13 protein-coding genes are annotated in these 10,994 nt (G+C 45.3%); 7 read left to right on the plus strand and 6 right to left on the minus strand.

The features are described 5' to 3' along the window. Positions 1-153: 153 nt before the first annotated feature. The 6 genes from ACYQ2E_RS10870 to ACYQ2E_RS10895 form a co-directional block, all read right to left on the minus strand. Positions 154-927 carry a ParB/RepB/Spo0J family partition protein gene (locus ACYQ2E_RS10870; protein ID WP_460018087.1) on the minus strand — a complete coding sequence of 258 codons (774 nt, stop codon included), beginning with the start codon at positions 925-927 and terminating at the stop codon, positions 154-156. Between the two features lie 11 nt (positions 928-938). After that, positions 939-1,382: an SWIM zinc finger family protein gene (locus ACYQ2E_RS10875; protein WP_460018088.1), complete on the minus strand. Its 444-nt coding sequence runs from the start codon at positions 1,380-1,382 to the stop codon at positions 939-941. After that, positions 1,372-2,637: a replication-associated recombination protein A gene (locus ACYQ2E_RS10880; RefSeq protein WP_460018089.1), complete on the minus strand. Its 1,266-nt coding sequence runs from the start codon at positions 2,635-2,637 to the stop codon at positions 1,372-1,374. Before ACYQ2E_RS10880 ends, ACYQ2E_RS10875 begins: the two co-directional genes overlap by 11 nt. Before the next feature lie 84 nt (positions 2,638-2,721). Further along, entirely contained in the window at positions 2,722-3,240 is a 519-nt protein-coding gene (locus tag ACYQ2E_RS10885; RefSeq protein WP_460018090.1) for a GNAT family N-acetyltransferase, read from the minus strand. A gap of 98 nt (positions 3,241-3,338) precedes the next feature. Then, complete coding sequence (locus ACYQ2E_RS10890) at positions 3,339-3,599, minus strand: TfoX/Sxy family protein (RefSeq protein WP_460018091.1); 261 nt, start codon at positions 3,597-3,599, stop codon at positions 3,339-3,341. An 18-nt stretch (positions 3,600-3,617) separates the two neighbouring features. Continuing rightward, positions 3,618-4,145, minus strand: a complete 528-nt coding sequence (locus ACYQ2E_RS10895) for a flavodoxin domain-containing protein (protein ID WP_460018092.1) — start codon at positions 4,143-4,145, stop codon at positions 3,618-3,620. A gap of 343 nt (positions 4,146-4,488) precedes the next feature. Between ACYQ2E_RS10895 and abc-f the strand changes: the two genes are divergently transcribed. The 7 genes from abc-f to ACYQ2E_RS10930 are packed head-to-tail and all read left to right on the plus strand — an operon-like array spanning position 4,489 to position 10,914. Further along, the gene (gene abc-f, locus ACYQ2E_RS10900; protein ID WP_460018093.1) at positions 4,489-6,072 is read left to right on the plus strand and encodes a ribosomal protection-like ABC-F family protein; all 1,584 of its coding nucleotides are present in this window, start codon (positions 4,489-4,491) and stop codon (positions 6,070-6,072) included. A gap of 10 nt (positions 6,073-6,082) precedes the next feature. After that, the gene (locus ACYQ2E_RS10905; protein ID WP_460018094.1) at positions 6,083-6,559 is read left to right on the plus strand and encodes a DUF3013 family protein; all 477 of its coding nucleotides are present in this window, start codon (positions 6,083-6,085) and stop codon (positions 6,557-6,559) included. 8 nt (positions 6,560-6,567) lie between these two features. Further along, a complete protein-coding gene (locus tag ACYQ2E_RS10910) occupies positions 6,568-7,053 on the plus strand; it encodes a hypothetical protein (protein WP_460018095.1) in 486 nt (161 codons plus the stop codon). A gap of 23 nt (positions 7,054-7,076) precedes the next feature. Beyond that, positions 7,077-8,636: an ABC-F family ATP-binding cassette domain-containing protein gene (locus ACYQ2E_RS10915; RefSeq protein ID WP_460018096.1), complete on the plus strand. Its 1,560-nt coding sequence runs from the start codon at positions 7,077-7,079 to the stop codon at positions 8,634-8,636. A gap of 1 nt (position 8,637) precedes the next feature. Continuing rightward, on the plus strand, positions 8,638-9,210 hold the full coding sequence (locus tag ACYQ2E_RS10920) for an NUDIX hydrolase (RefSeq protein WP_460018097.1): 573 nt from the start codon (positions 8,638-8,640) through the stop codon (positions 9,208-9,210). Beyond that, positions 9,197-10,174, plus strand: a complete 978-nt coding sequence (gene prmA, locus ACYQ2E_RS10925; RefSeq protein WP_460018098.1) for a 50S ribosomal protein L11 methyltransferase — start codon at positions 9,197-9,199, stop codon at positions 10,172-10,174. Before ACYQ2E_RS10920 ends, prmA begins: the two co-directional genes overlap by 14 nt. Further along, on the plus strand, positions 10,174-10,914 hold the full coding sequence (locus tag ACYQ2E_RS10930) for a 16S rRNA (uracil(1498)-N(3))-methyltransferase (protein WP_460018099.1): 741 nt from the start codon (positions 10,174-10,176) through the stop codon (positions 10,912-10,914). Before prmA ends, ACYQ2E_RS10930 begins: the two co-directional genes overlap by 1 nt. The last annotated feature ends 80 nt before the right edge of the window (positions 10,915-10,994 follow it).

A 10,994-nucleotide genomic window follows, 5' to 3' on the forward strand; every position in this document is an offset into this window, starting at 1 on the left:
TATAGAATGTTTATGTGTAGAAGAAACTAAGACCAAATAAAACAAAAAAATGAGTATAGTAAGCATCGTCAGATGTATATAAGAAATAGAGTTAATAATGTGAATAAACAGTGAAGAAAAGTGTAAAATTCAATTAGCTGCCTAAAGATTTCATCAATTTTCCAGTTTTTTTATCAGATTTTCCAGTTCTTCAAGATTGTCAAACTTCACACTCAGACTGCCTTTATTTTTTTTGCTAGAAACTATTTTAACAGAATTCCCCAGATTTTTCCTCAGTTTTTCTTCAATCTCTGCAATGTAGATATTTCTTGGGCTTGGCGACGTTTTTTTATCTTCGTGATAAATTAAATGTTCGAGTTCTCGGACAGATAGATGCTTTTTGCGCACTAAACGCGCGAGTTCAAGCTGACGAATCGGATTGGGCTCGGCAAGCAGTGTACGTGCGTGTCCAGCGGATAATTCATTGGATTCTACTAAATAAGTCAACTCTTTGGACAATTGCAGCAGTCGAATTGAATTCGTCACATAAGTTCTGGATTTTCCGATGATTTGTGCGATTTCTTCATGTTTTAAACCGGACTTCTCGGTTAAATTTGACAAAGATTTGGCTTCTTCAATCGGATTTAAGTCTTCGCGCTGCAGATTCTCAAGTAAAGCTAAGACTTGCATTTGCTGATTGTTGTAGTCGCGTACGATGGCTGGAATTTCGGTTCGGCCGGCTTTCTGCGACGCTAAAAAACGCCGTTCGCCGGCTAAGAGTTCATAACCGATGACCTTTGATTTCCGCACAATAATCGGCTGCAGCACACCATTAATCTTGATGGATTTTGCCAGTTCGTCTAATTTTTCCTTGTCGAAATGAATGCGCGGCTGATAAGGATTCCGTGTAATTTCACTTAATTTAAGATTTTGGATTTCTTCCGTCATTTATTTCCTTTTCAGTCTGTTGTGTCAATTTTTTTGCCGTTCGTTTTTAAATATTGCTGAAATTTATTCTGCAGCTTTTCATCGTTGAGCAGAAGTTTAAAAAGAAAATCTCGGATTTGCTGTTCATTTGCAAGGTCAAATAGGTTGTTTGTCATTGCTTCATTTTTCTCCCGGACTTCTTTAAGATATTCAGGGGAATTTTCCAGGTAAAATAGGACTGCCGCTAAATGTTTGCAGGGTCTCCCGGTAGAAGCATAGGGACAAGTACAAGAGCAATTTTCCGGAAAGCCGTTCTTTAAGGTGATTTCAACCTGATAATCTTCTGTCCCGAAAACTGTAGCAGTGAGCCGATCATCCTCAGATTTAAAATCTTCGATACGGCCGTCATCATAATATTCGTAACCGCGCTTAAGGATATGAGGTTGAAATAATGAAGTCCAGAGTTTATTTTTCATTTTTCTTCTTTTCATCAATCCAGCGTTTTCGCTCCATCAGTGCCCGCTCGTATTTGCCCATGCCGTCGGGTGTGAAATATTCCGCATCTTTGATTTTATCAGGCAGATACTGCTGATTCACCCAATGGTCCGGGAAAGAATGCGGATACTGATAGCCGATTGAGCGCCCCAAATCCTTGGCACCGGCATAATGCCCGTCCTGTAAATGCGCTGGAACAGGCAAATCACCGTGTTTATGCAAATCCGCCAGTGCATTTTCAATTGCCATATATGCCGCATTTGACTTTGGAGAAAGCGCCAAATCAACAACAACATTTGCAATGGGAATTCTTGCTTCCGGAAAACCAAGGCGCTCGGCAGCTTGCAACGCAGTCACAGTGTGTAAAGCCGCATCCGGATTGGCCATCCCGATGTCTTCGTAAGCCATGACCATTAAACGTCTGGAAAGACTGATAAGGTCTCCGCCCTCAATCAGGCGTGCCGCATAATGCAAAGCGGCATTCACGTCCGAGCCGCGAATTGACTTCTGCAAGGCAGAAAGCAGGTCATAGTGCGCATCTCCGTCCCGGTCAAAAGTTGCGGCCTTTTTCTGCAGAGAATTTTCCATATCAGACATCGTGACATGATGATTTTCTGAGGACAAAACGGCCAATTCCAGTGAATTAAAAACTGAGCGCAAGTCGCCATTGGTTGAATGCACAAGGAAATTCAGCGCATCGTCATCCAACTTCACCTCGAAATCAAATCCGCGCTCAGAATCAGATAAAGCAAGCTCCACCGCATGCACCAAATCCTCAGTTTTCAGACTTTTCACTTCGAAAATCTGTACACGACTGCGAATGGCGGGAACAACACTGAAATAAGGATTTTCAGTGGTTGCGCCGATTAGAATAATGTCCCCATTTTCAAGCAGAGGCAGCAGAAAATCCTGCAGCGGCTTGGTTAAACGGTGAATCTCGTCCAGCAGTAAAATAACCGTGCCGAAGGCTTTTGCCTCTTCCGCAATTTCCTGCAGCTTTTTCTTATTGTCACTGGTCGCGTTAAAACTGCGAAAAGTCAAGCCCATTGTTCCTGCAATGGCGCTGGCGATAGAGGTTTTCCCCGTACCTGGAGGGCCGTATAAAATCATGCTGGAAAGCAGTTTTGTCTCCACCATGCGGCGAATAATTTTGCCTGGGCCGACCAGATGCTGCTGGCCGATGACTTCGTCAATGTTTCGCGGCCGCATTCTTCTTGCTAAATTTTGTGTTGTCATAAGTACCTTTACAGTATAAAACTAGTGTTTACAAGTGATTTCAGCCTCACTGTAAACTTAGTGTAAACCTAGTGTAAAGCAACTTTACACTGTATTTTCATCATCTGGAACGAAATAGGCGTACCAGTAGTTATCTACCCAATTTCCATTAATGAAAAATTCCTTCTTTTGCAGTCCTTCTTGGACAAATCCGCATTTTTTGTAGAGTGCAAGTGCAGCGGTATCTGTGGAAAGAGCCTCAATACTGATTTTCTTGTAGCCTTCCTCGCGCGCATATTCCTTCGTGAATTCTACTAAAAAGCTGCCGATTCCCTGATGCCGAGCAGACGCTACCACCATGGGCGAAAAGGTCAGTACATGCTTTCCGGTTTCAACTTTGTGCCGGTTGTGCAGAACTAAAACGCCGAAAATCTCGTCGCTCGTTTCTTCGACAGCCAAAAGATAACGCACGCCATCCTGTATATTTTCGATATAACGCTCAGCTGAACTTTGAATAATAGCCGGCGTTTCGACTGGCGTCCAGAACTTATTTTCCAGTTCCGCCACTTCTGCAAAATCGCGGGGCTCCATTTGACGGAGAATGATTTCCTGTTTTATCTTCATTATTCTAATTTTACCACTATTTATCAGGATTTTCGGGAATAAATATGATTTACAGTCAAAAAATAAAAAAGCAGATTCAAAAAATCTGGAATCTGCGCTTAATTTAATTGATGTTTCTCGTAAAAGTTTTTTAAATCATTTTTTGTTTCTTTGTCAAGGTCATGCCAGCGAATACCTTCTATTGCGCCCTCTAGCGCGTACAGATGGTCAAGGCAGACTGAAGAATCAATTTGCTGAAGTTTTAGCCAGGCTGTCTTACTTCCGAGCGCTTTGAATTCGTCTATCGTGTCAATGCCGACTTGCTCCAGCTCTGACTCAATGACTTTTCCGATATTTGGTAATTTTGACAGTTGACCCATTTTTGCTTGTTTTCCTTTTTAAGAAGATTTGATTCTATAAATGATTTGCTCAAGTCCTGGCGAATCAAAGAAATCCGGGTTTTCGTGAGTTTCTATGATAAATTTATCACCCGTATTTCTCTCATTCTCATCCTTTTTCTTTGCATTTTTATAAATTTGGTTAAACATTGCTTTCACCAGAAACGGCATATTTTTGTTCAATGTACCGCGCAGATAGTAGAGATTGCCCACTTTCACCGGCTTACCTGCAGTTTTTGTTTTAATGTTCTTTTCGATTTGCGAGCGATTTTCTTCCAGGCTGTAGTCGTTCAACCCCACGGCAACAAAAGTTATGACTGTACCTGCCGGACATGCGGCAATTAGCTTATCCAAGCCAATGAGCTTTCCGATATGCACCGCCGCGACAAAAATAATTTCGCTATAATATGAAATTGATTTTGAAAGATTTCTGCAGGAAATAACGGGGCAATCAAACGCCTTGCTCATTTCGTTTGCATATTTTTCGCTTGTGCCGTATTTTGATGCATAGACAATAACTTTACTCATGTCTTATTTTATCATTTTATTGCTTTCAAAGCACAAAATTTTGACATTCACAGCCAAATATGCTAACATAAACAAAACAAACGGAAAGGAGAACATTTCATGTCTCACATGTACACGGCTCATGAGAATAGCTCATTATTAATCATCGCGCATGTACGTATGAATGGTTTTACTTTTGCTGTCTGACGGGAGTAGTCTGCCCAAAAATAGTAAATTATGTAAAATCAGTAACCATGAGATGTTTTCAAATTCAAAGATAATGAATGAGGTTGCGATTATTTTCGTAGCCTCATTTTACTTGATTGATTTAACATTTCGGTTTATTAAAACGAGGAAATTAAAAATGTTGATTCAAATAAATAAAGTAATAAAGAATTTCGGCGGTCTGCCGTTGTTTAACGAAGTGAATTTAGGTGTGAATTCTGGTGATAAGATTGGCCTTGTGGGCGTCAACGGAACTGGAAAAACGACTTTGCTGAGGTTGATTTCGGGTGAAGAGGCGCCGGATATGGGCGCTGTGAGTAGGAAAAAGGGGTTGAAAATCGGCTACGTCGAGCAGAATCAGCTGTCTTCAAATGAGAGAGTTTTGGACTATCTGCTAGCGAGTTTTGAGACAATCCGTCAACTCAAAGCGCAGATGACGGCGCTTGAGCTGCAGTTAACGACGGCGGATAACGAGACAATTGAGAAAGTTCTGTCGCGTTACGGCAAGGTTCAGGAGGAATTTGATGCGATTGGCGGTTTCTCGCTAGAAGACCGTATTCTCACGACCTTGAAAGGTCTAGGTGTTGAGGAGAAGGCAGAGCAGGCCTTGTGCGACCTGAGCGGGGGAGAACGTGTCCGTATTGAACTGACGCGGCTGCTGGTCTCTGAAGCAGATGTGCTCCTACTGGATGAACCGACAAATCACCTGGATTTGTCCGGAATCAAGTGGCTGGAAAATTACCTCAAAAATGCGAAGAAGGCTGTCATTGTCGTTTCTCATGACCGAGAGTTTCTGGACAACGTTGTCAGTAAAATTGTCGAGATTGAAGATGGACAGCTTGTCGAATATAAAGGAAATTACAGCAGCTATCAGGTTTTGAAAAAAGCTCACGATGAACAGCTGCAGCGAGATTTTGACCTCCAGCAGCGTGAGATTGCTCGTCTCAAAAAGCTCATTCGCCAGTTTCGCCAGTGGGGAAATGACGGAGACAACGAGAAATTTTATAAAAAGGCTAAGGAACTCGAGCATCGCTTAGAAAAAATGGAGCGGCTGAAAGCACCAGTACTCGTCAAAAACCGCGTCAAGAAGAAGATTTCTCAGTCTGAAAAATCCGGAAAAGAGATTCTGGTCGTTCAGCAGCTGGCAAAGATCATGGGGGAAAAGCTGCTCTTTGAGAATGTGAGCTTTACAATTTACAAGGGCGAGCGGATTGCACTTGTTGGAGAAAACGGCACGGGAAAAAGTACGCTGCTCAAGCTTATCACGCAGGAACTGGAAGCCGATGAAGGCACAATAAAACTGGGAGAAAGCGCCCGAATCGGTTATTTGCCGCAGAATATCGAGCTTGAGCACCCGGAAAATCGCCTGGTGAACTTTGTGAAAGATGTTATGGGCAATGAGCAAAAGGCCCGAGAGGAGCTGGCACGGTTCGGATTTTACGCGAGCGATGTCAGTAAACGCCTGAAAGACTTGTCCGGCGGGGAAAAGGTGCGTCTTTATCTGCTGGAACTTTTCCAGAAAGAAATTAACCTGCTGATTTTGGACGAGCCGACCAATCATTTGGATATTTATGCGCGCGAGGAGATTGAGAATATTCTGGCGCAGTACCAGGGCACGCTGCTGGCGGTTTCGCATGACCGGTATTTTTTGAAGCGGAATTTTCAGAAAACTTTACGGGTTGAAGACGGCAAAATTGAGAAATTTGACCAACTTATATGTTAAAATAAACTTTATGAACAAGAAGAAAAACGGTTTTTTAGATGTTCTCGATGAGGAACTCTCTGAAAATTTTCACTATGACTATGAAATCAACTGGGACAAGCAGAATCACGGGATTACGGTGTCTTTTGTGCTTGAGGTTGAAAACTCTGAGAAGATTGAAGTGACAGATGCTGATGGTGTTTCGTCAACAGAGGATATTCTCTATGAAGATGCGGTGCTCTTTTATAATCCTGCCAAGACGGAGTTCAACGAGGAAGATTATCTCGCGGTGATTCCTTATGATGAACAGGGGCTTTCACGCGAGTTTCTGAAATTTTTCTGCCAGTTTCTGCAAGATGCGGTCGATAATGGTGTCTCGGACTTGATGGATTTTCTGGAGTCGGATTCAGAAGATGAAGAATTCTCGATTGTCTGGGATTGGGACAAGTTCGAAGCAGGCGATGATGCGCTCGTGGAGACGGAATTCTTCAAGTATCCGAGATATTAGGGAATAAGATGAATTACAAATTACCTCTGACTTATCGTTATAATTTTGTCCCGGTTGTTCTTTTCGGCACGGGCGGTATTGTGGCGGGCGCTGCGCTGCTGATTGCGGTTTTTTATGGTGTTTTTCAGACACATGCTTTTACAGTGTTTAGCTTTGTGTTCATTCTGGCGGCTTTTTTTGCCTTTGCGATGGCTTTTATTTACATTTATGATGCGCTTCCCTATATGAAAAATCGTGCTTACCTGATTGTTTCTGAGGAGGGGCTGACTTTTCCGAAAAAGACGGGGGATGTTCAGATAAAATGGACAGAGGTGACCGGCTTTGAAGAGGTGAAAAAGCGGAGCAAAAAATTGAACGCGATTCAGGTGGAGCTGAGAAATCCCATTCCGAAGCGGCCGGTTTTAATTGTTGGGGAAAATATTGTGGGCGAGCTGCCGAAGATTCTGGAGATTCTCAGGAGCGAGCTTGCGAAGCAAGATTTATTTAAAAAATAGAAATTTAGAAAATAGACAAATATATGAGTATTTTACAAGTTACCAATCTCAGTCACGGTTTTGGCGACCGGGCAATTTTTGAAGATGTGAATTTCCGTCTGCTCAAGGGCGAGCACATCGGCTTTGTCGGCGCAAACGGCGAGGGCAAGTCGACGTTCATGGCGATTATCACGGGCACGCTGCAGCCGGACGAGGGCAAGGTTGTCTGGTCAAAGCATCATCGCGTGGGCTACATGGACCAGCACGCGGCGCTCGGTAAGGGCAAAACAACGCGCGAGGCGCTGGCCGAGGCATTTCAATATCTCTTTGACATTGAGACGCAGATTAACGAGACCTACCTCAAGATGGCAGACATGACCGCGGAAGAAATGGATGCGGCGCTGCAGGAAGTCGGTGAGCTGCAGGAATCACTGGATACTGGTGACTTTTACCTGATTGACTCAAAAGTCGAGGAAACGGCGCGCGGACTGGGTTTGACCGACTTGCTGGATAAGGACGTGGCAGAGCTTTCAGGCGGTCAGCGCACGAAGATTCTGCTGGGCAAGCTTTTGCTCGAAAAGCCGGATATTCTGCTGCTGGATGAGCCGACCAACTATTTGGACGAAGAGCACATTTACTGGCTGAAAAATTATCTGCAGAACTACGAAAATGCCTTTATTCTGATTTCCCATGATGTGCCGTTTATGGACAGTGTGACCAATGTGATTTATCATGTGCACGGGCTGGGGATTACCCGCTACAGCATGGGTTATGCCGAGTTTGAGCGTGTCTTTGAAGAGAAGAAAGTCCAGCTTGAGGCACTGCACAATGCACAGGTCGCAGAGGCTGCCAAGCTGAAGGATTTCATTGCCCGCAAGAAAGCCAATGTGGCGACTTCAGGACAGGCCAAAGCGCGTGAGAAGAAGCTGGCCAAGATGGAAATTGTCGAAACGATTTCTGAGAAGCCGAAGCCTCATTTTGACTTTAAATTCAGCCGCAAGCCAAGCCGTCTGGTCTTTGAGGCCAAGGACCTGATTATCGGCTATCCGCAGACAGGACCTTTGTCTTCAGCGATTAATCTGAAGGTCGAGTCCGGCGAGAAAATCGCTTTTATCGGCTCCAACGGAATCGGCAAGTCAACGCTGCTCAAGTCTCTGATGGGTTTGATTCCTGCGATTGACGGCGAAGTGGAGAAAGGGAATTTCCAGGACATCGCCTACTATGAGCAGGAAGTTAAAGAGCCAAGTTCGAAGACGGTGCTCGATGACCTCTGGGACGAGTACCCAAGCTGGAATCAGGCCGAGCTTCGCGGAGCACTTGCCCGCGTGGGACTGACCGCCAAGCAGATTGAAAGCCGCGTGCGCGTGCTTTCGGGCGGTGAGCAGGCGAAACTTCGCTTTGCCAAGCTGATGAACACGGAATCGAACATTCTCGTACTGGATGAGCCGACGAACCATCTGGATGTGGATGCGAAGGAGGAGCTGATGCGGGCGCTCCAGGAATACCCTGGCACGGTTCTCATGGTTTCCCACGAACCGGAATTCTACGAGGGCGTTGTGTCGCGGGTGATTAACTGTGAGGAATGGACGACGCGGGTGTTATAAAATGAATGAGCTGCAGATTTTGCTCGAGGGATTTCAAGCTCGGGGAGAACAAGAGATTTCAGATTTAAAGATTTTCAAAAAGCTGGCGATGGAGCCTGTGTCTTTTACGCGCGAGTCTCTGGCGCATTTCACTGCCTCTGCGATTGTGCTGAACCGTGAGCATGACAAGATTCTGGGGATTTTTCATAAGATTTACCAGAGCTGGGGCTGGTTAGGGGGGCACGCTGACGGCGAGACGGACTTGCTGGCAGTGGCGCGGCGCGAGGTTCTGGAGGAGTCTGGTTTGGAGCGTTTGACTTTGCTGCTGGAGAGGCCAATCTCAATTGAAGACTTGACCGTAGCTGGACATGTGCACCGAAAATACGGTTATGTTTCGGCGCATCTGCATCTAAACGTGACTTTTTTGTTTGAAGCGGATGAGGCGGATTTGCTGCGGAAGAACGAAGAGGAAACTGAGGGGATTGCCTGGATTCCGTTGGATGACTTTGTGGAGAAGTCGACGGAGCCTGAAATGAAGCGGGTTTATGCGAAAATAATCTCAAGAATTGGAGAGCTGGAAAATGAAAAAGAGTGAAAATAACTGGACGAAAGTGACGGTCAATGTTTCACGTGAAACACACAATCCGCTGAATGATGCCTGGAACCAGGAGAAGGTCAGCAATATCCTGATTGCTGCCGGTGCAAACGGGGTGGAAATCGGCGATACGCAGGATTATCTAGACTACGAGCCGACTTTGGGTGAAGTGCTGCCTGAAATCGAGCAGTCCGGAGAGGTTGAGGTTTCGGCTTATTATCCGGAAGAGCAGGTCTCGCCTGAGTTTTTGTCAAGTTTGTCGGCGAGTCTGAAGGAAAATCTGGAAATTGACTTTAAGATGTCGACGGATTCTCTTGCGGAAGAGGACTGGGCGAATGCCTGGAAGCAGTATTTTCTGCCGACGCGGATTTCGCGGGACTTGACGATTGTGCCGAGCTGGACGGATTACACCGCCTCTGGTTTGGATGAAAAACTTTTAAGACTAGACCCTGGCATGGCTTTTGGAACGGGGACGCATCCGACGACGAAGCTTTCGATTTTTGCGCTGGAGCAGGTCTTGCGCGGAGGCGAAACCCTGCTGGATGTGGGAACGGGCTCGGGCGTGCTTTCGATTGCGGGGGCGCTGTTTGGTGCGCGTGAAATCTATGCTTATGACTTGGACGTGGTTGCTGTGCGCGTGGCCTGTGAGAATATTGAGCTGAATCCTGAGGTGGCCGGGAAGATTCAGGTTTCTGCCGGGGATTTGCTGGCAGGTGTGACCGTGGAAGCGGATGTGATTGTGGCCAATATTCTGGCTGATATTTTACTGCTTATGACTGAAGATGCTTATCGTCTGATAAAACCTGAGGGAACGCTGATTTTGAGCGGCATTATTTCTGAAAAATGTCAGGTCGTTCTGGAAAAGGCCTTGTCAGCAGGTTTTCAGCTGGAAACGAGGATGCAGCAGGGCGAATGGAACTGTCTGGTGCTGAAAAAATCTGAAAAGGAGCTGTTTTTCGGTTAATGGCAAATCAATATTTTGTAGACTTGGACTATCCAGCGGGTGAATTTACTGTCGAGGCGCAGACGCGGCATCATATTTTTAAGGTCATGCGGGCAAGAAACGGTGAAAAGTTTGAGCTGGTTTTTAACGGTGGAAGAATCGCTCTGGCTGAGGTTGTCAATGCTGAAGAAGCAAGACTCGTCGTGCTTGAAGAGATTCACAGAGACAATGAATTGCCGGTCGAAGTAACAATTGCGGTGGGATTTCCAAAAGGCGACAAACTTGAATTCATCGCAGAAAAGTCTACTGAGCTTGGTGCCGCAGCAGTTTGGGCAGCGCCCTTTGACTGGTCCGTGGTGAAATGGAACGCTGAGAAACTGGCAAAAAAGCAGGAAAAATTGACAAAAACCGCGCAGGGAGCGGCTGAACAGTCGAAGCGAAATCTGATTCCTGAAATCAAACTTTTCGGGAAACTTTCAGATTTGATTGAGCGATTTTCAGACTTTGACAAGGTCCTGATTGCCTATGAAGAATCCGCCAAGCAGGGTGAATCCAGCCGATTGGCACAGGTTTTATCAGAAAGACCACGGAAATTACTGATTATTTTCGGCCCGGAGGGCGGCATTTCTCCCGGTGAAATTGCAAAATTTCAGACAGCCGGCGCAGAGTTAATCGGCTTGGGTCCTAGGATTTTGAGAGCGGAAACAGCACCGCTCTATGCGCTTTCTGTTGCGAGCGCTTTGCTGGAACTTCAGAAATAACTGAAAATGTTTCTTATATTTCATCCCCTTTATTTGTTTGGGGATTTTTTGTTATTTTATAAACTTAGTCTGGGTAGATA

The sequence above is a fragment of the Lactovum odontotermitis genome (genome assembly GCF_054658595.1).

Bases quoted from the DNA above. Each gene is read 5' to 3' on its own strand.
- ACYQ2E_RS10870 (WP_460018087.1), bottom strand. From the start codon at position 927: ATGACGGAAGAAATCCAAAATCTTAAATTAAGTGAAATTACACGGAAT.
- ACYQ2E_RS10875 (WP_460018088.1), bottom strand. From the start codon at position 1,382: ATGAAAAATAAACTCTGGACTTCATTATTTCAACCTCATATCCTTAAG.
- ACYQ2E_RS10880 (WP_460018089.1), bottom strand. From the start codon at position 2,637: ATGACAACACAAAATTTAGCAAGAAGAATGCGGCCGCGAAACATTGAC.
- ACYQ2E_RS10885 (WP_460018090.1), bottom strand. From the start codon at position 3,240: ATGAAGATAAAACAGGAAATCATTCTCCGTCAAATGGAGCCCCGCGAT.
- ACYQ2E_RS10890 (WP_460018091.1), bottom strand. From the start codon at position 3,599: ATGGGTCAACTGTCAAAATTACCAAATATCGGAAAAGTCATTGAGTCA.
- ACYQ2E_RS10895 (WP_460018092.1), bottom strand. From the start codon at position 4,145: ATGAGTAAAGTTATTGTCTATGCATCAAAATACGGCACAAGCGAAAAA.
- abc-f (WP_460018093.1), top strand. From the start codon at position 4,489: ATGTTGATTCAAATAAATAAAGTAATAAAGAATTTCGGCGGTCTGCCG.
- ACYQ2E_RS10905 (WP_460018094.1), top strand. From the start codon at position 6,083: ATGAACAAGAAGAAAAACGGTTTTTTAGATGTTCTCGATGAGGAACTC.
- ACYQ2E_RS10910 (WP_460018095.1), top strand. From the start codon at position 6,568: ATGAATTACAAATTACCTCTGACTTATCGTTATAATTTTGTCCCGGTT.
- ACYQ2E_RS10915 (WP_460018096.1), top strand. From the start codon at position 7,077: ATGAGTATTTTACAAGTTACCAATCTCAGTCACGGTTTTGGCGACCGG.
- ACYQ2E_RS10920 (WP_460018097.1), top strand. From the start codon at position 8,638: ATGAATGAGCTGCAGATTTTGCTCGAGGGATTTCAAGCTCGGGGAGAA.
- prmA (WP_460018098.1), top strand. From the start codon at position 9,197: ATGAAAAAGAGTGAAAATAACTGGACGAAAGTGACGGTCAATGTTTCA.
- ACYQ2E_RS10930 (WP_460018099.1), top strand. From the start codon at position 10,174: ATGGCAAATCAATATTTTGTAGACTTGGACTATCCAGCGGGTGAATTT.